The sequence below is a fragment of the Bacteroides fragilis NCTC 9343 genome, from assembly GCF_000025985.1.
Lineage (GTDB): Bacteria > Bacteroidota > Bacteroidia > Bacteroidales > Bacteroidaceae > Bacteroides > Bacteroides fragilis.
In genome coordinates this window covers 456,334-476,549 of sequence record NC_003228.3, presented here as the reverse complement: position 1 = coordinate 476,549, position 20,216 = coordinate 456,334, and the positions used below count along the sequence as shown (strand labels likewise).

Annotated in this window: 12 protein-coding genes; 9 read left to right on the top strand and 3 right to left on the bottom strand. The window is 41.6% G+C overall.

All coding sequences use genetic code 11. The features are described from left to right. The first annotated feature begins 1 nt into the window (after position 1). Positions 2-904, top strand: coding sequence for a helix-hairpin-helix domain-containing protein (locus BF9343_RS01815; protein WP_010992023.1), 903 nt, complete (start codon positions 2-4; stop codon positions 902-904). Here BF9343_RS01815 and BF9343_RS01810 read toward each other — a convergent pair whose 3' ends face one another. From BF9343_RS01810 to BF9343_RS01800, 3 genes are read right to left on the bottom strand one after another with little or no spacing between them, the layout of a single operon-like run. Continuing rightward, positions 905-1,555: an ABC transporter ATP-binding protein gene (locus tag BF9343_RS01810; RefSeq protein WP_005784263.1), complete on the bottom strand. Its 651-nt coding sequence runs from the start codon at positions 1,553-1,555 to the stop codon at positions 905-907. Positions 1,556-1,559: 4 nt separating this feature from the next. After that, positions 1,560-2,288 carry a tRNA threonylcarbamoyladenosine dehydratase gene (locus tag BF9343_RS01805; RefSeq protein ID WP_005784262.1) on the bottom strand — a complete coding sequence of 243 codons (729 nt, stop codon included), beginning with the start codon at positions 2,286-2,288 and terminating at the stop codon, positions 1,560-1,562. Beyond that, on the bottom strand, positions 2,270-4,405 hold the full coding sequence (locus BF9343_RS01800) for a cation:proton antiporter domain-containing protein (RefSeq protein ID WP_005796581.1): 2,136 nt from the start codon (positions 4,403-4,405) through the stop codon (positions 2,270-2,272). Before BF9343_RS01800 ends, BF9343_RS01805 begins: the two co-directional genes overlap by 19 nt. A gap of 197 nt (positions 4,406-4,602) precedes the next feature. Between BF9343_RS01800 and BF9343_RS01795 the strand changes: the two genes are divergently transcribed. The 8 genes from BF9343_RS01795 (at position 4,603) to BF9343_RS01755 (ending at position 20,208) form a co-directional block, all read left to right on the top strand. Continuing rightward, the gene (locus BF9343_RS01795) at positions 4,603-5,613 is read left to right on the top strand and encodes an aspartate-semialdehyde dehydrogenase (protein WP_010992021.1); all 1,011 of its coding nucleotides are present in this window, start codon (positions 4,603-4,605) and stop codon (positions 5,611-5,613) included. A 299-nt stretch (positions 5,614-5,912) separates the two neighbouring features. Beyond that, on the top strand, positions 5,913-6,761 hold the full coding sequence (locus BF9343_RS01785) for a hypothetical protein (RefSeq protein ID WP_005784255.1): 849 nt from the start codon (positions 5,913-5,915) through the stop codon (positions 6,759-6,761). A gap of 461 nt (positions 6,762-7,222) precedes the next feature. Next, complete coding sequence (locus BF9343_RS01780; RefSeq protein WP_010992020.1) at positions 7,223-10,558, top strand: SusC/RagA family TonB-linked outer membrane protein; 3,336 nt, start codon at positions 7,223-7,225, stop codon at positions 10,556-10,558. A gap of 29 nt (positions 10,559-10,587) precedes the next feature. Next, positions 10,588-12,285, top strand: a complete 1,698-nt coding sequence (locus tag BF9343_RS01775) for a RagB/SusD family nutrient uptake outer membrane protein (RefSeq protein ID WP_010992019.1) — start codon at positions 10,588-10,590, stop codon at positions 12,283-12,285. 220 nt (positions 12,286-12,505) lie between these two features. Beyond that, a complete protein-coding gene (locus BF9343_RS01770; protein WP_010992018.1) occupies positions 12,506-13,675 on the top strand; it encodes an exo-beta-N-acetylmuramidase NamZ family protein in 1,170 nt (389 codons plus the stop codon). Positions 13,676-13,715: 40 nt separating this feature from the next. Next, on the top strand, positions 13,716-15,173 hold the full coding sequence (locus BF9343_RS01765; RefSeq protein WP_010992017.1) for a sodium:solute symporter: 1,458 nt from the start codon (positions 13,716-13,718) through the stop codon (positions 15,171-15,173). Between the two features lie 2 nt (positions 15,174-15,175). Then, a complete protein-coding gene (locus BF9343_RS01760; RefSeq protein WP_010992016.1) occupies positions 15,176-18,247 on the top strand; it encodes a golvesin C-terminal-like domain-containing protein in 3,072 nt (1,023 codons plus the stop codon). Positions 18,248-18,342: 95 nt separating this feature from the next. Next, a complete protein-coding gene (locus BF9343_RS01755; RefSeq protein WP_008658213.1) occupies positions 18,343-20,208 on the top strand; it encodes an outer membrane protein assembly factor BamB family protein in 1,866 nt (621 codons plus the stop codon). The last annotated feature ends 8 nt before the right edge of the window (positions 20,209-20,216 follow it).

The window sequence follows — 20,216 nt, the reverse complement described above, 5'->3', positions numbered from 1 at the left end:
AATGTGGAAAGACTTCTTTTACTTCACACGTGCAGAACGGCAAGGTATCCTGATACTTGCCGTTTTGTGTATTCTTGTATTTGTGGCCGGATGGTTGATCCCTGTCAAAGAGAACACGGCAAAAAACGATACGGAAAAGTTTAAAAAGGAATATGCCGGTTTTATGTCCTCCATCCGCGAAAAAGAACAAAAGATATATTCACACAATAACCGCTTTCAGCCCCCACGAACAGTCCGTCTGACTACATTTGACCCTAATATCACCGACTCTGTCGGATTCCTTGATTTGGGACTGCCGGCATGGATGGCAAAGAACATCCTAAAGTATCGAAATAAAGGTGGAAAATTCCGTCGGGCGGAAGACTTCCGGAAAGTATACGGATTAACGCAGGAACAATACGAAATGCTCCTACCTTATATTTATATAGCTACGCTCGCAAAGCCCAAAGATACACTTCGCCTCTATACCCGAAAGATAGAAGAAGACACACTGAATTTTTTTAAATATGCAGCCGGAACAGTAGTCGAACTGAACAGTGCAGACACAACGGAACTGAAGAAGATCCCCGGTATAGGTAGTGGAATTGCCCAGATGATAACAGGATATCGCAACCGTTTAGGAGGATTTTATGATATAGCACAATTGAAGGAGATACATCTCGATGTAGAAAAGCTCCGCCCCTGGTTTAACGTGGCAACCAGCAATACCCGACGGCTGAATATCAACCGAACCGGTATCGAACGGCTCAAAGCTCATCCTTACATCAACTTCTACCAAGCCAAAATAATCGTAGAATACAGAAAAAAGAAAGGAATATTAAAAAGTCTGAAGCAACTTTCTCTCTACGAAGAGTTTACGCCTCAAGATCTGGAGCGAATCAGCCACTACATCTGTTTTGAGTAATCAAATGATATTTCCATCTACCATATGGATCGTACGGTCGGTGATTTTTGCTAATGCTTCATCATGGGTCACGATCACAAAAGTCTGTCCGAAACGATTTCTCAGGTCAAAAAAGAGTTGATGCAATTCTTCCTTATTATGGGAATCCAAGCTTCCGGAAGGTTCATCGGCCAAGATAACTGCCGGTTGATTGATCAATGCACGGGCTACAGCTACCCGCTGTTTCTCTCCGCCGGAGAGTTCATTCGGTTTATGAGATGCCCGTTCCTTCAATCCCATAAAATCAAGAATCTCCATAGCACGCATCGAAGCTTCCTTAGTCGGCACTCCGGCTATAAATGCAGGAATCATTACATTTTCAAGTGCCGTGAACTCCGGTAACAACTGATGGAACTGAAAGACAAATCCAATGTGTTTGTTACGGAAAGCGGAAAGCTCTTTCTCCTTCATCCGGCTTACATTGGTACCGTCAATGTTTATCATCCCCGCATCGGGACTGTCCAAAGTACCCATTATCTGAAGTAAAGTAGTCTTCCCCGCTCCACTGGGTCCCACGATGCTTACCACTTCTCCTTGGGTTATCTCCAAATCTATCCCTTTCAATACTTGTAAAGAGCCGAAACTCTTGGTTATACCTTCTAAATGAATCATAATCTTACAATCTTTTGATAACGTACTCTGCCAAATAACAGCCAAACACCGCCGGCATATAGCTCACAGTTCCGCAAGTGGATTTCTTGTTCCTCTCATCATCAGTCAGCAATACTGCTTTCGAATCCGCCTGTTCCGTACTGAACACCACGGGAAGCTTACGCTTTACCCCCATTTTTTGCAAACGCTTCCGGACGGCCTTGCTAAGACCACAATGATAAGTATCCCAAAGGTCGGCAAAACGCACTTGTGTAATATCACTCTTTGCTCCTGCACCCATACTCGATATTATTTTAATGCGTCGCTGAAGAGCATGATAAATCAGATAACACTTTGGACTTATGGTGTCAATGGCATCGACTATAAAATCATAACGTGCAGCATCCAGCAGTTCGGGTATGTTATCGTCTTTCAGATAAACAGGCAATACAGTCAACTCTATTTCCGGATTAATATCTCTGAAACGTGCTTCCAACACCTTCGCTTTTTCCATACCCAAAGTGGCATGAGTAGCCGGCAACTGGCGGTTAATATTAGTGGGCTGTACAATATCAGCATCTACTATTGTCATTCGCCCTACGCCTGCACGACAAATCATTTCGGCTGCATAAGCACCTACTCCTCCTAATCCGACAACCAACACATGCGATTTCCGCAAGCGTTCCATCTTCTCCGCTCCTAAAAGGAGTTCTGTTCTCTGTTGCCAGTTCTCCATTAATTCTTCTTTAACCATTTATAGAACCATTTACCTACCTTATCGTAATGTTGAGACTCGTTGTAGCCACGCGGATCAGAGAATGAAACAATTTCCTGTGGTTCACCAAACTGATCGGGATACAATATAATCAGACTGTTGTTTGAGAAATATTTTCCGAGCTGATTGGGTAGACGTTCGAATGAAGGGTCGTATGAGATAGATCCGCGCCGTGCACTAATAACCACCAACAGATGGTCAAAATTTACCTGCCCGGTCAGTAGAAGCAGATCATCCCACTCGTCCAACCTGGAAAATTCAGTGGGCGTACTACCATGCTTTTTCTTTACCAACTGCTGCAGTCGCATCAGGGTTTGCTCGTTGGCAAAGAAATGTACCCGACATCCTAAAAGACTTCCCATGCGGCAGAAGTGCTCTACCCATTTGGAAAATCCGGTTTCATATTCAGCCTTTGGCGGCACAGCAATAATAATACGCCGAAGTGTATTGACGGGCATTAAGAATTTGGCGATGATCACTTCCCGATGGGTACCTTTCAGCAAGCTTTCGGCCAGATTACCAAAAAATGAATCGACAATATTTGCCTTACGGTGCAAACCGATCACTACATCTGTAGCATCGTACTCCTTAATGGTATGAATAATGCCCGAAGCAATATTAAGATCATAACGACTCACCATATTGACCGAAACATCGGCAGAAGCAGCAATCATTGCCGCCTTTTCCAGATTCCGCTTACCCTGTAATTCCTTATTTTCCGAATTGTTATTATCATTGATTACATTGAGTGCGATCAATTCTTTTTTCTGTTTAGTATCTCTGATGACCAAGGCAAGATTAATCAGATCTTCAATGGTATCCGGATTTGCTACCGGAATCAGAATCTGCTCCTGTTCTGTCTTCTCTTTATTATCTTCAAACTGCATCTCTTCGTGCAGAGCAAAACGCCTTGCCGAACGTTCGGTTACAAGCGAACTGATGACGCACGTAAAGAGAATCATTACTACCGTGCCATTGAGCACATCGTCATTCAGCAACCGCTCTCCATTTTCCATAATGATTTCATGCCCTATCAATACTGCTGCCAGCGTAGCAGCAGCCTGCGCATTGCTCAAACCGAACATCATACTTCGTTCATTGGGCTGCATATGATAAATCTTCTGTGTGATCCAAGCTGCCAACCATTTACTTAGAGTAGCGAATACGGTCATCACTACGGCAACCTTTAGAGCTTCACCACCGGTAAACAGGGTTCGGACATCGATTATCATCCCCACACCAATCAGGAAATATGGAATAAACAAGGCATTTCCGACAAACTCCAACCGATTCATCAGAGGAGAAACATGCGGAATCAAGCGATTCAATACAAGTCCGGCAAGAAAAGCTCCCAAAATACCCTCCATACCGACAAACTCCATCAAACCACTACCTAAAAAGACCATCGCGAGTACAAAGACAAATTGCATTACGCTATCATCGTACTTACGGAAAAACCATCGACCGATACGCGGGAAGAAGAAAACGATCAGAAAACTCAGAAATGCAACTTTCACCACTAACAGCACCCAAAACATACCGTCGACAGTTCCTTTGTACATACCACCAATGACGGCAAGAATAATCAAAGCCAACGTAACCGTTACCGCCGTACCGCCGATGGTTATATTTACACTCCTGAGTCTGGACAATCCATAACGGCTGATAATGGGATAGGCAATCAGTGTATGGGAAGCATACATACTGGCGAGTAATACCGCTGTAGTAAATCCATATCCCAGCAATTCCATACTACTCCATACCCCCAATGCCATCGGAATGATAAATGTAAACCATCCGAAGACCAGTCCTTTTGTCCGGTTCTTCTTAAAATCCTCCATATCCATTTCCAGTCCGGCCAGAAACATGATATAATAGAGGCCTACTTTTCCGAACAATTCGAAACTACTGTCCCGCTCGAGAACATTAAAGCCATATTCACCGATAACCACTCCGGCCAAAATCATGCCGATAATATGAGGTATATGCAGACGTCCTAATATCATCGGTGCGAAAAGAATAATGATCAAAACCAAGAAAAACACCCACGTGGGGTCTGTTATCGGGAGTTGTAAACTGAGGTCAAACCAATGCATATATCAGTATTTTTGTATTTATCTGCAAAATAACAAAAAAGTTATCACACCGCCAATTCATAAGGAAAGAGATTTTCAAAGAGAAATCTTCTCTCTAAAATGCTGATTATATTGCAAAATGTTATAATTTTGCAGCCAAATCCTTACGATTGGCTTGAATTGTAAGGAGAGTATTCACATAAAAACAAAAGAAAAAGATGAAAGTAGCTATTGTTGGCGTAAGCGGAGCCGTAGGACAAGAGTTTCTACGCGTGCTCGATGAGAGAAATTTCCCGTTGGACGAGTTAGTTTTGTTCGGTTCTAAACGTAGTGCCGGAACTAAATATACTTTCCGCGGTAAACAGATCGAGGTCAAACTTCTGCAACACAACGATGACTTTAAAGGGGTGGACATTGCTTTCACTTCGGCCGGTGCAGGCACGTCTAAAGAGTTTGAGAAGACTATTACCCGGTATGGTGCGGTAATGATTGATAACTCCAGCGCTTTCCGTATGGATGCCGATGTACCCTTGGTAGTGCCCGAAGTAAATGCAGCTGATGCTAAAGATCGTCCACGTGGTGTGATTGCCAACCCGAATTGCACAACCATTCAGATGGTTGTCGCACTGAAAGCCATCGAAGAGCTTTCTCATATAAAAACTGTGCATGTATCTACTTACCAGGCAGCGAGCGGTGCCGGTGCAGCAGCTATGGACGAACTCTACGAACAGTATCGTCAGGTTTTAGCCAATGAACCTGTCACTGTTGAAAAGTTTGCGTATCAGCTGGCCTTCAACCTGATTCCTCAAATTGATGTATTCACAGAAAACGGATATACGAAAGAGGAAATGAAAATGTATAACGAAACACGCAAAATCATGCACTCTGACGTGAAAGTAAGTGCTACTTGTGTACGTGTTCCGGCACTTCGTGCTCACTCTGAAAGTATTTGGGTGGAAACAGAACGTCCTATTTCGATAGAAGAAGCTCGTGAAGCTTTTGCCAAAGGTGAAGGATTGGTATTGCAAGACAATCCTGCCGAGAAAGAATATCCGATGCCCTTGTTCCTGGCAGGCAAAGATCCCGTTTATGTAGGTCGTATCCGTAAAGACCTGACCAATGACTGTGGATTAACCTTCTGGATTGTAGGTGATCAAATCAAAAAAGGAGCCGCACTGAATGCTGTCCAGATTGCCGAATATCTGATTAAAGAAGGAAATATCGGATAAATTAAAATCCGGATTTAACCGCAGATAACCATTATAAGATTTAATATTTCAATTCATCTCAGCCAGGTAGTCAATCCGGCTGAGATTTTCTTTTTATAAACTTCATACAATCTATTAAATAAGAATGATTTGATCAGGTCCGACACAAGGATAAAAACAAAAGATTGTTCCGCACAAGCATTCAAAGAGGGAACTACATTTCCGAATGCATTTATTTGATATGAAAAAACTTTCCGATCAAAACAAATCAAATTACAAAAAATATTATATATTTGTATCCAAATCAAAAAGGCTGCGAAATGAAACTTATTGCGGAAAGTGGTTCTACAAGAACGGAATGGGCATTGGTTGAAGACAATCATCTCGTACAACGTGTGTTTACCGAAGGGCTAAACCCTTTCTTCCAGACTAGAAGAGAAATTAGCAGAAGCGTCAGGTTGGGACTACCGGAATCATTCTTCAAAAAAAAACTGGATCAAGTATATTACTATGGTGCCGGATGCAGTTCATATGAAAAGAAAAATATCTTAGGTGCCTCTTTAGTGGCACAATTCAAAACTCCCATTCAGGTTGAAAGCGATTTGCTGGCAGCAGCTCGTGGTTTATTTAAATGTGAAGCCGGAATTGCCTGTATCTTGGGTACCGGATCAAATTCCTGTTTTTACGATGGTAAAATTATAGTCAAAAATGTGAAAGCTGCCGGATATATTTTAGGAGATGAAGGCAGTGGAGCCGTTCTTGGAAAACTTTTTTTAGCTGACCTTCTTAAAGGACTAGCTCCCAAAGAATTGGCAAATGAATTTCATGAGAAGTTTCGTATCTCGGTCAATGATGTCATGGAATCTGTATATAATCTTCCTTTCCCTAATCGTTTTTTAGGAACCATTGCGTATTTCTTAGGAGATTATATGGATAATGAATATGTATATAACCTATTAACTAACAATCTCCGTAGTTTCTTTAACCGCAACGTATGCCAATACGATTATATAAACTATCCCATCCGCTTTGTAGGCTCACTAGCTTATGCGTATCCAGATATTTTACAAGAAGTAGCACAGGAATTCGGAGTAGAGATAGATGTTATAGAAGAGACACCTATGAATGGTTTAATCGAGTTTCACTCCATGAACATCGAAGAGTCCTAAAAGCGCGCACAATATCTAAAAAATGTTTCTAAACCTTAAGAACCATCGCTTATAAATGTATTCACAGATCATTTTTATAAAACAGAGAAGCGTCATAATGTGAATATACAAATATAAATCTAAATTATATAAAATATTTGTTCTTGATATTAAAATAAAATATATCTTTGCCATAGTAGAACTCCAAAGAGTTTCTAAACCTTTGTTAATAATAAACAATTTATCTCTTAAAAGAATCAACAAAGCCAATTGATATTAATTAAACTGGCCAAAAACAAGGATTAACAGGACTTATTAAAAACAAATAGAGATAACATAAAAATTAAAACCTTTAAATGAAATGCCTATGATAAATAATTATCCAAACCAAGGATAGCTTAGCCTACCCTCCTATTTTACCTTTACCTGCATTTTCCTGAGAAATCAAATGAAAAACAAAACAATTAAATCATCTATCTTTTATGAATGAAGATCGCAAGAAACGAGGATTAGCGAACAGCAACCTCCTTATAGCCATGGCTATTACTGCCTTAATTATAGGTAGCAGCAATGCAATGGCTAATCAAACTGCTTCCGGCAGTAGTTACAAGGTGACTGAACAAATGCAAATACAAACCGTGACGGGTGTAGTAGTAGATGCAAACGGCGAACCGATTATTGGTGCCAGTGTCGTAGAGAAAGGGACAACCAATGGGATTGTAACCGACATGGATGGCAAATTTTCACTAAATGTAAAAGTAGGTACCACTCTGCAAATCACATTTGTAGGATACCAACCGCAAGATGTGAAAGCAACTAAAAGCATGAAAGTTGTCCTGAAAGAGGACAACGAATTACTAGATGAAGTGGTAGTGGTAGGTTATGGAACCCAGAAAAAGGCAAACCTTACCGGAGCAGTATCCACTGTAGATGTCAGCAAGACTTTGGAAGCCCGTCCACAATCCGATGTGTCCAAAGCTCTGCAAGGTGTAGTACCGGGATTGACCATCACTAATACCAGTGGAAAACTAAACAGCAAACCAACCATGACTATCCGTGGTACCGGAACACTGAGTAACAGTGCAACCAGTAACCCGCTTATTGTCGTAGATGGTGTGCCAATGGACGATATCTCATATTTAAATACACAGGATATCGATAATATATCTGTTTTGAAAGATGCAGCCTCCACTTCTATCTATGGTACAAGAGCAGCATTTGGTGTTATATTAGTAACAACAAAATCTGCAAAGAAAACAGATAAAGTCACAATCAATTATACCAATAATTTCTCCTGGGATACACCAACCATACTTCCGAACTATCCGGATGTAGCTACACAGGCCAGAGCTTTGCGTGCGGCCAACACTCGTGCCAATCTCGAGAATGAATTGTTCGGTATGTACATGGATGACAATTTCATAGCAAAAGCTGAAGCTTGGAAGCAAAGACACGGAGGTAAAAAAGCCGGATATCGCGAAATGATTCCGGGTGATGATTTTGATTTGGGAGAAGATGGTAGCGCACTATATTATGCAGATTGGGACGTGGTTGGAATTATGTTTCGAGACTGGAAACCCGCACAAAGTCACAATATATCAATACAGGGAACCAGTGGGAAAACATCCTATTTTTTGTCCGTTGGCTATAATCACGAGGAAGGAGTGATGACATTCAACCCGGATAAGTTGAATAAATACAACGCTAATATGAATGTCACTTCCGACATAACAAATTGGTTACAAATCGGTGGCCGCTTCAGTTATAGTGACAAGGCATACACCACCCCTAATACCCGCCGTAATACTTATACGTATATGTGGCGCTGGGGAAGTTTCTTCGGTCCTTATGGTACTTATCAGGGAATCGATATGAAAAATGATATCGCATACCTTAAACAAGCAGGAGATGATAAGACTAATGACTCTTATACTCGTATAGGTGCCTTCTTAAAAGCAACTATTATCAAAGGGTTAACCTTGAATGCCGATTATACATTTAATATCAACAATAAAACGACCAAATCAGTAGGATTACCCGTAATATGTTGGAACTCTTGGGGAGGTAAACTAAATACTCCTACTACCGCAGCAGGAGCTAATGGAGATACATGGGTATATCAGAATTCAGTCCGCGACAATTCTTACGCATTAAATGTATTCGCTAATTACGAACTAACAGTTGCAAAAGACCACCATTTCAACTTTATGATCGGTGCCAATGCTGAAGAAGGTGAATATCAGAATCATTGGTCACAACGTAAAGGGCTATTGGATGATAAACTACCTGAATTCAACCTGGCAACAGGAGATCAAACTGTAGGTGGAACGCATAACGAATGGGGTACTGCCGGATGGTTCGGACGCATCAACTATGATTATAACGGTATCTGGTTGTTGGAATTGAACGGACGATACGACGGTTCATCCAAATTCCCATCAAGTGATCGCTGGGCATTCTTCCCTTCCGGCTCTGTAGGCTATCGTATCAGTGAGGAAAAATTCTTCGAGCCCATCAAAAAAGTAGTCAGCAACACCAAAATACGTGCCTCATATGGTGAAATCGGTAACCAGGCAGTAGGTAGCAACATGTACATTTCAACTGTCTCAAAACGAACAGACGGCAATACACACTGGTTGAACGGCAGTAACAAAGTGGTAGCTTACGATCTTCCTTCTTTGGTCTCTCCGACCTTAAAATGGGAACGTATTCAAACACTGGATATCGGTGGTGATTTTGGTTTCTTCAATAACGAATTGAACATATCTTTTGACTGGTACCAACGCACAACCAAAGATATGTTAGCACCGGGTCAGACAATGCCGGACGTGCTAGGTGCAGGTGCACCGAAAATCAATGCAGGTACCTTACGCACACGTGGTTGGGAATTAAGTATTGATTGGCGTCATCATTTCAATGAAGTAAACGTATATGCCAATGCCAGTATAGGTGATTTCAAGACTGTCATCACCAAATGGGATAACGACAGCCAACTCTTGAATGAAAACTATAGCGGTAAAGTATATGGAGATATATGGGGATTTGAGACCGATCGATATTTTACAAAAGACGATTTTAACGCTGACGGTTCTTATAAAGAAGGGATTGCTTCTCAGAAAAAATTAGAACAAGACGGATTTGTTTACGGTCCGGGGGATATTAAATTTAAAGATCTGAATAACGACAAAGAAATTAATGGAGGTGAAGGTACGGTAAAAGATCACGGAGACTTAAAGGTGATTGGTAATACCACTCCCCGTTACCAGTACGGCTTTCGTCTGGGTGGCGAATGGAAAGGAATAGATATTGATATGTTCTTTCAAGGTGTAGGCAAATGTGATGCATGGACACAATCAGCTTTCGTAATGCCAATGATGCGTGGTGCCGATGCGATTTATGCAAATCAAGCTAATTATTGGACAGATGAAAATCCGGACCCTAATGCTGATTTCCCACGCATGTGGCCGGGTAATGCAGGAAAAGGTACAGTCAGCGTACTTGATTTAGGTAATCATAACTTCTATCCGCAAAGTAAATACCTGGTAAACATGGCCTATCTACGTTTCAAAAATTTGACTATAGGATATACCTTACCAAAAGATTGGACACGTAAAGTTTACATGGATAAAGTACGCGTTTATTTCAGTGCTAATAATATTTGCGAACTTATAAATAAGAGTAATGCTCCTGTAGACCCGGAAGTAAATACTTCTGAAGCTATAGCCAATGGCGGAAGCAGTGATTACGGCAATGGAACTTGGGGACGAGTAGACCCGATGTATCGTACCGTATCGTTCGGTTTACAAGTTACTTTCTAATATACCATAAACAATTAATAGCGAATTATATGAAAAAAATTAAATATATAGCATGTCTGCTGTCATTGGCTGTAGTATCCGGTTGTGACAGTATCTTAGACAAAGGTCCTCTGGACTCTTTTACCAATGATAACTTTTGGACCGGTGAAGGAAATATATCCGGATATGCAAATGCATTCTACGAACAATTCTTAGGATATGGTAACGGCAATGGTTACGGTGATTTCTATTTCAAGACATTATCTGACGATCAAGCCGGAATGAGCTTTGCCAAATGGACTTATCCGGACAATGCACCCTCAACAAGTGCTGCCTGGAAAAATGGCTGGATTGAGGTTCGCCGCGCTAACATCATGCTCGAGAATGTACCGACAGTTGCTTCATTGGACGAAGCAACCAAAAATCATTGGCTCGGAGTAGCCCGCTTAATGAGAGCTTGGCAATACTATCACTTAGTACGTATGTATGGTAATCTACCTTGGATAGACAAAGCACTTAACATCAATGATGAAGGAGAAATATATGGCAACCGCGAGGATCGGGATATGGTGATGGACAAAGTGCTGGAAGATCTGGACTTTGCGGTAACCAATATCAAAGATATTCCCAGTAAAACGACTTGGAGCCGTTCATTAGCCAACGCAATGAAAGCTGAGGTATGCCTCTACGAAGGCACTTTTCGTAAATATCGCAAAAATGAAGATGGACAGCAAGCCCCCGATGCAACAGGTGCTGCCAGATACCTCACAGCCTGCAAAGAAGCATGTCTGGCCGTTATGAGCAAAGGTTATAAATTAAACACCTCTTATCAGGGGAATTATAACTCGACAGATTTAAGCAGTAATCCGGAAATGATTTTATACAAAGCATACAAAGAAGGATTACTCATGCACTCCACTATCGACTACACATGCTCATCCACTCAAATCAGCGGTATGAGTAAAAATGCGTTCGAATCCTACCTGTTTAAAGATGGTAAGCCCATGGCATTGACTTCTTTGAATAAAAGTGACGAAGCACCTTTCCAATACGGACATTTATCTTTAAAAGCCATTCTCGCTGTCCGGGATAAACGACTGGCCCAAACAATTGATACAGTACTCCTGTATAATGGCAGAGGATTTACACGATTTAACACCGGCATGGAATCAACTTCTTCGACAGGTTATGGAGTGGCTAAATACGATAATGAAGCTATCCCGGAAGGTTTTAGAAGTCAATCAGGAAAGAATTATACTCATGCTCCTTTATTTTGGTTGTCAGTAATTTATTTAAATTATGCGGAAGCCTGCGCTGAATTAGGTAATATCACTCAAGATGACTTGGATAAATCTATCAACTTACTAAAAGACCGTGCTGGATTACCACATCTAAACCCTATCGTCGGTTTCAGTGATCCTGCAAATAACCATGGGGTTAGCGATTTAATCTGGGAGATTCGTCGTGAACGCCGTTGTGAACTGATGTTCGATAATGATAACCGATATTGGGATTTAATACGTTGGCATCAACTCGATAAATTGGATACAACCAAATACCCCGATATCATCTTAGGTGCTAACGTAGCCAATGACATGGATGGTTGTGAAGCCAATAAAGTTGGTAAATATATTGACGGAAGTAAAGATGGTAGTCGTATATACGATAAAAAACATTATTTATATCCGATTCCAACCGGACAAATAGCTTTAAATCCACAATTAGCCCCCAATAATCCGGGTTGGTAATCAACCATACCTGGTAAATACAGAGATTCTTCCTGTTTCCATAGTCTTGATAGCTATGGAATTAGGAAGAATTTTACACCTTTAGCTAAAAAGTTTTACTCTGTAACAACCAATCTGTAAATTATCAATTATAATATAAAATATTTCTAAATAATTGTTTTTGATATTAAAATAAAAAGTATCTTTGCTACAACAAGAACTTCCTCCTAATACTATTTTTATGAAAAAGATCCTACTCATAGTCGTCTTATTATGTAGTACTCTCTTTGCTCAAGCACAAAAGAGCGATGTAATTATAGGTGCTGAGCAGACTAAAGCATATTTTCCAATTCTAAAAAATAAACGAATTGCTATATTTTCCAATCACACCGGAATGGTGGGAAATAAGCACTTGCTGGATATATTATTGGAAAACAACTTTAATGTAGTTGCAATTTTTTCACCAGAACATGGTTTCCGTGGAAATGCTGATGCCGGCGAACATGTATCCAGTACAATCGATTCAAAAACAGGAGTACCCATTCTTTCTCTTTACAACGGAAAGTCGAAGAAACCGAGTGAAGCCTCCATGAAAAAGTTCGATATATTGATTGTAGACATACAAGATGTGGGGTTACGCTTCTACACTTATTATATATCTATGGTGCGTTTGATGGATGCCTGCGCAGAATATGACCGCAAAATACTGATTCTGGACCGACCAAATCCAAATGGCCATTATGTTGACGGACCAATATTGGATATGAAATATAAATCGGGAGTAGGCGGATTACCTATCCCCATTGTACACGGAATGACACTAGGCGAACTTGCCTTGATGGTCAATGGCGAACGATGGCTACCTTCTTCACGAATTTGCGACGTGACCGTCATTCCTTGTAAGAACTATACACACCAGACAATGTATCGCCTGCCCATTCCTCCTTCGCCTAACTTACCGAACATGAAAGCGATTTATCTATACCCTTCCATCTGCCTTTTCGAAGGGACTCCAGTAAGCTTGGGACGTGGCACCACTCTACCTTTTCAAGTATACGGCCATCCTAATATGACCGGATACAATTACAATTTCACTCCTCGTAGTATTCCAGGAGCAAAAAATCCGCCGCAACTTAACAAATTATGCCACGGAGTAAACTTGAGTAATCTTAGTGACGAAGAAATTTGGAAAAAAGGAATAAACTTAGACTACTTAATTGACGCCTATCATAATCTGAATATGGGAGATCGTTTTTTCAGACCTTTTTTTGAATTACTGGTCGGTACCGACTATGTACGTAAAATGATAGAAGGAGGTAAAAGTGCTGATGAAATAAAAGCAAGATGGAAAAGAGATGTCGAAAGGTTCAAGATACAACGAAAGCCTTATCTACTCTATCAAGACAACTGACTAGCCCTAATAAAATATTTCATTCATTAATCTGAAAAGCATGACACCTGTAGCGGTATTAATCACTATTGCCCCCTACTTCCTGATCCTGTTTACCATTTCGTACATTGCAGGAAGAAAGGCTGATAACGAAGGCTTCTTTGTGGGTAACCGCAAATCAGCTTGGTATGTAGTGGCTTTCGCCATGATCGGCTCCAGCATATCAGGAGTTACTTTTGTATCAGTTCCGGGTATGGTAGGCATCAGTAATTTTTCATATCTACAGATGGTATTGGGATTTGTAACCGGACAAATTATTATCGCCTTTGTTCTGATACCCTTATTCTACCGGATGAACCTTGTATCTATTTATGAATACTTAGAAAACCGTTTCGGTACCTCTTCCTATAAAACAGGCGCATGGTTCTTCTTCATTTCCAAAATATTGGGAGCAGCCGTACGTTTATACCTCGTATGTCTCACATTGCAACTTCTGGTTTTTGAACCTTTCCACATGCCTTTCATCATGAATGTAATTCTCACTGTGGCATTGGTTTGGCTCTACACATTCCGCGGAGGAGTTAAATCGTTGATCTGGACCGATTCACTGAAAACATTCTGTCTGATAGTATCTGTTGTATTATGCATTTACTACATTTCCACTGATCTTAAGCTCAGTTTCACAGAAATGTTTTCCACTGTTTCAGATAGTGCTTTGTCACACATGTTCTTTTTCGATAACGTGAATGACAAACGTTACTTCTTCAAGCAGTTTTTGGCCGGTGTGTTTACAATGATAGCTATGACAGGACTCGACCAAGACATGATGCAGCGTAATCTGAGTTGCAAAAACTTTAAAGACTCACAAAAGAATATGATTACCAGTGGCATTTCCCAATTTTTTATCATTCTTTTATTTCTAATGCTGGGGGTACTGCTCTATACATTCACATCACACCAAGGTATCACAAATCCGGCAAAGAGCGACGAACTTTTCCCTATGATCGCTACAGGAGGGTATTTTCCTATCATCGTAGGCATCTTGTTCATTATTGGACTGATTTCATCCGCTTATTCTGCGGCCGGATCGGCCTTAACAGCACTGACAACCTCGTTCACTGTAGATATCTTGGGAATCAAAGGAAAGACGGAAGACACTGTACGAAAAACACGTAAGAAGGTACATGTCGGCATGGCCATAGTCATGGGAATTGTCATTTTCATATTCAACTTACTGAATAACACCAGTGTCATCGATGCTGTTTATATCCTTGCCAGCTATACCTATGGCCCCATCCTGGGATTGTTTGCTTTTGGCATTCTCACAAAAAGACAAGTACGCGATCGATACATCCCATTAGTATCTATCCTTTCACCCATCCTCTGCTTCATCTTACAAAAAAATTCGGAGACTTGGTTTCACGGCTATCAATTCAGTTATGAGCTATTGATATTCAATGCCTTGTTTACTTTTATAGGTCTGTGCTTTTTGATTAAAAAAACAATTAACTTAACATAATAATGAAACCAATCCTTACCTCCCTGATTCTGCTGCTTACAGCCGGCTTATTCCCACAAGCCGCAGCAACCCAAGAGCTATCTAAGGAACTTCGTTCACAGATAGGAGACTTTCTGAATGAAACTGCCCGGAAAGAAATCTCTGTAGGCAAAATCCATATCGATTCTGTTAATACAGAAGGAAATGACTTGATACTTTTCGCTAACATAAACTGTTCGTATATTCCCTTCCGCACAGACAATGTTAGCAAAATTTATCAAGGCATCAAAGCATTACTCCCTCCAGAGCTAGCAAAACGCAAGTTACAGATCCGGACAGACCACCATGCCATCGAAGAGCTAATTCCTCTGGCACTTCGTAATACAAGAGGGAGAAAAATTCCGACATTCAGCTACAAAGCAGATACACCTCTGATTACCCGATTATCTGTTCCTTATACCCACACAAACGGATTGCAAAACCGTCACATTGCTCTATGGCAAAGTCACGGCTTTTATTACGAATCCAAATTGACTCGCTGGGAATGGCAACGTGCACGAATCTTTCAGACTGTAGAGGACCTTTATACTCAGAGTTATGTACTTCCATTTCTTGTTCCAATGCTTGAAAATGCCGGTGCAACAGTACTTCTTCCTCGAGAAAGAGACCCACAAACTGTTGAAATCATTGTCGACAACGATAGATGCAGAGACGGACATTCGGTTTATTCAGAATTAAACGGAAGTAAAATGTGGAAAAACGGGGAAGAAGCAGGATTCGCCCACTTAAAGAGAATGTATAAAGACTTCGAAAATCCTTTTCGTGAAGGTACCTACCGTCAAGTAGAAACCACCAAAAAAGGAACTGTAAGCGTTGCCGAATGGATACCTGAAATTCCTCGGGCAGGACGGTATGCCGTATACATTTCTTATAAAACAGTAAATAACAGCACGGAAGATGCCCTTTATACTGTCTATCACCAAGGCGGTAAATCACAATTCAAGGTAAATCAACAGATGGGTGGAGGGACTTGGATTTACTTGGGAAACTTTAGCTTCGGTATCGGTAAAACAGATTGTAAAATCGTCCTTAGTAATCAATCGGCCAAAGAAGGACGCTTGGTAACAGCTGATGCAGTAAAGATAGGCGGCGGTTACGGCAATATTGCCCGAAGTATCTCCGAAGAAGGAGCTACGGTAAATACAAAAAGTTCGGACACAATGATAACCGATACCTATCATCCGAAAGTTCAGGTGAACTATCCATACGAGATTAGTGGCTATCCTCGTTTCTGCGAAGCAGCCCGATACTGGATGCAATGGGCCGGCATACCAGACAGTGTTTATTCAGACAGTCATGGTAAGAACGACTATACAGACGATTACAAGTCACGTGGAATTTGGGTGAATTACCTCGCAGGAGGTTCTGCTGCCAACCCTACAGAAAAAGGACTAAACATCCCGGTGGACATGGCTTTTGCTTTCCATTCGGATGCCGGTACCACTTATGGTGACACAATTATCGGCACACTCGGTATCTTTCATACTTCGGCTTATAATGGTGCATATGCAAACGGTGCCTCACGATATGCCTCACGTGATTTATGCGATCTGGTACAATCAAATATCGTGAAAGATGTCCGTACCTTGTATGAACCCGAATGGACACGCCGGGGAATGTGGAATCAATCTTATTACGAAGCGCGTGTACCGCGAGTACCAACGATGTTATTAGAATTATTGTCACACCAAAACTTTGCCGACATGCGTTACGGACTTGATCCTCGTTTCCGCTTCACTGTCAGTCGTGCCATTTACAAAGGAATTCTACAATTCATCTGCTCCCAATATAAAATGGAGTACGTAGTACAACCTTTACCCGTCGATCACATGAGTCTCCGCTTTGAAGAAGGCAACCGAATCAAACTTTCCTGGCAACCGGTAGACGATCCGTTGGAAACCACCGCAAAAGCCGACCAGTATATTGTGTATACGCGTATCGGGGACAGCGACTTCGATAATGGTGTGATTGTAAATTCTCCAACCTATCAAACGGTTATCCCTTCAGGGGTGGTTTGCAGTTTCAAAGTGACCGCCTTAAACAAAGGAGGAGAAAGCTTTCCATCAGAAATCCTTTCTATCGGAAAAACTTTTAACGACAAAGGAACCGTATTGATCATAAACGGATTTGACCGGGTCTGTGCTCCCGCAGATTTTACGGCAGACGCAGATACTTTAGCCGGATTCTTAGACGAGCTAGACCACGGAGTACCCTACAAAACCGACATAAGTTACATCGGTCCGATGAAAGAGTTTCGCCGACAGATACCATGGATGGATGACGACGCCTCCGGATTTGGTGATAGTTACGGTACACACGAAACAATGGTAATTGCCGGTAATACATTTGACTACCCTGCTATACACGGGGAAGCGATTTTGAAAGCAGGCTACTCGTTTACATCTTGCAGTGACGAAAGTATCGTCCATCCAGACTCTTCTCCTAAAGAGAGAGAAACACAAATCTGTATGAATGACTATAAATACGTAGATCTTATATTAGGGAAACAATGCCAGACAAAAATGGGACGTGGTGGAATCCGCCCATTGGAATTTAAAACATTTAGTAAAGAGATGCAGAATGCCATCACAAACTACTGCCAGGCAGGAGGTAATTTCTTCGTATCAGGCGCCTATGTGGCATCGGACTTATGGGATAATCGTCTGGTGAAAGCCAATGAAGAAGACAAAAAGTTTGCTATGGAGGTATTGAAATACAAATGGCGTGTAGGACAGGCTGCCCGCAACGGAAAAGTGAAAAGTGTAGCCTCTCCATTCCCGGAAATCACAGGAAGCTACACTTATTATCAAGATCTAAACCCGGAATCATATGTCGTAGAGTCGCCAGATGCTCTTGAACCGGCTGCACAAGGTGCATTCACTATACTGCGATATTCGGAAAACAATCTGAGTGCCGGCATAGCTTATAAAGGGAATTATAAAACCTGCGTACTGGGATTCCCATTCGAAGCGATACGTACAGTCACAGAAAGAGAACTATTGATGAAAGCCATACTGACTTTCTTCGAACACTAAAACAGAAGATTCTTAACCTCCTTTTTATAAGGAGGTTACCCACAGGATCTAAAGTTATATAAACAGTAAAGTTATAACAAATAAAATCATCATCTATGAATAGAAGACTTTCTATATTCGTAATCATTTTGTTTTTCCTGTTACCTGTTGCCGCACGGGCACAGGTAACAGGTTCTTTCCGCTTCGCACAGTTGACAGACATACATCTCAATCCCAACAATCCGAAGCCGACAGAAGACTTGAAACGTTCCGTCGAACAAATTAACGCCACACCGGGAGTAGACTTTGTATTAGTCACCGGAGACCTTACCGAAGAGGGTGATCGCACGACCATGTTAGTTGTAAAATCTATCCTGGACCGACTGAAAGTGAAATATTACGTTATACCGGGCAACCACGAAACAAAGTGGAGTGATTCAGGTTGCACTGCTTTCAGCGAAATATTCGGGGGAGAACGCTTTAAATTCGAACACAAAGGATTCTTGTTTTTAGGGTTTAATTCAGGACCACTGATGCGTATGGCCTACGGGCATGTAGTACCGCAAGACATCACATGGATGAAACAAGAAATGGATAAAGTTGGAAAAGATAAGCCTGTAATCCTGGTCACCCATTATCCTATGCAGGATGGGGATGTGGACAATTGGTATGATGTTACCGATGCCGTACGTCCATACAATATCCGCACTTTTATCGGAGGACACTATCATCGTAATCGCTTCCTCTCATACGACGGTATACCAGGTATTCTTACCCGCTCAAACCTACGTGACAAAAACGGTTCAAGCGGCTATAGCATTTTTGATATCACTCCGGACTCTATCATTACTTACGAGCAACGCATAGATGAACCAATGAAACGCTGGACTGCCCTATCACTCACCAAATCTTATTATAACCGTACCGGAAAGGCAGTGAAATATCCCAGTTTTTCGGTGAATAAAGAGTATCCACAAGTAAAAATAGGCTGGCAGGTGCAGACCGGTGTCGGCATCTATTGTTCACCTGCCCTCTGGAAAGGCAGAGTTTATGTAGGCGATGACTTGGGTTTCCTAACTTGCTACACCCTGAAGGAAGGACGTAAATTATGGAGTTTCCAATCAGGGAAACGCATTGTGGGCACACCTGCCGCAACCGACGGGATTGTGGTTTTTGGCTCCGCTGACCACAACATCTACGGATTGGATGCTGTAACCGGTAAAGAACGCTGGAGGGTTACGGTTGCCCAACCGGTATTGGGAGCGGTAACTATTGAAAAAGGTATCGCTTACATAGGTGGCAGTGATTCCACTTTTCGCGCCATTCGTATCAAAAATGGTAAAGTAGTATGGACTTATACCGGTATCAAAGGTTACATCGAAACAAAACCTCTGGTAGAAGGTGACAAGGTCATATTCGGTGCATGGGACAATACTCTCTATGCTCTCAATAAATCCAACGGCAAGGAACTCTGGAAGTGGACCGGCGGACTGACCCGTATGCACTTCTCCCCTGCTGCCGTATGGCCTGTAGCAGCACATGGAAAAGTATTCATCACCGACCCACAACGTGCCATGACCGCTATCAGCCTAAAAACAGGAAAAACAGTTTGGCGTACCTTCCAGTCAATGGTTCGAGAAACAATCGGTCTATCCGCAAACAAAAATCAGATTTATAGCAAAACGATGAATGACAGTGTCGTATGCTATTCCACCATCAGCGACACTCCGAAAGAGATCTGGGCATCTAATGTAGGCTTTGGCTACGAACATGCTCCATCCATGCAGATGGAAAAAGACGGTATAGTATTCAGTAGTACCAAAGAAGGACTTATCTTTGCATTGGATGCAAGTACCGGACAAGTATTGTGGAAACATAAGATCGGCAATTCACTGATTAACACCGTACTCCCCATCAGCCGCCATCAAGTACTGTTTACAGCCACCAGTGGTGAAACAGGCTTACTTGAGTGGAAAGAATAAAACAAATC

Coding starts and splice junctions, on each gene's coding strand:
- BF9343_RS01800 (WP_005796581.1), bottom strand. CDS start 4,405: ATGCATTGGTTTGACCTCAGTTTACAACTCCCGATAACAGACCCCACG.
- BF9343_RS01770 (WP_010992018.1), top strand. CDS start 12,506: ATGAAAAAGATCCTACTCATAGTCGTCTTATTATGTAGTACTCTCTTT.
- BF9343_RS01810 (WP_005784263.1), bottom strand. CDS start 1,555: ATGATTCATTTAGAAGGTATAACCAAGAGTTTCGGCTCTTTACAAGTA.
- BF9343_RS01780 (WP_010992020.1), top strand. CDS start 7,223: ATGAATGAAGATCGCAAGAAACGAGGATTAGCGAACAGCAACCTCCTT.
- BF9343_RS01760 (WP_010992016.1), top strand. CDS start 15,176: ATGAAACCAATCCTTACCTCCCTGATTCTGCTGCTTACAGCCGGCTTA.
- BF9343_RS01815 (WP_010992023.1), top strand. CDS start 2: ATGTGGAAAGACTTCTTTTACTTCACACGTGCAGAACGGCAAGGTATC.
- BF9343_RS01775 (WP_010992019.1), top strand. CDS start 10,588: ATGAAAAAAATTAAATATATAGCATGTCTGCTGTCATTGGCTGTAGTA.
- BF9343_RS01795 (WP_010992021.1), top strand. CDS start 4,603: ATGAAAGTAGCTATTGTTGGCGTAAGCGGAGCCGTAGGACAAGAGTTT.
- BF9343_RS01805 (WP_005784262.1), bottom strand. CDS start 2,288: ATGGTTAAAGAAGAATTAATGGAGAACTGGCAACAGAGAACAGAACTC.
- BF9343_RS01755 (WP_008658213.1), top strand. CDS start 18,343: ATGAATAGAAGACTTTCTATATTCGTAATCATTTTGTTTTTCCTGTTA.
- BF9343_RS01765 (WP_010992017.1), top strand. CDS start 13,716: ATGACACCTGTAGCGGTATTAATCACTATTGCCCCCTACTTCCTGATC.
- BF9343_RS01785 (WP_005784255.1), top strand. CDS start 5,913: ATGAAACTTATTGCGGAAAGTGGTTCTACAAGAACGGAATGGGCATTG.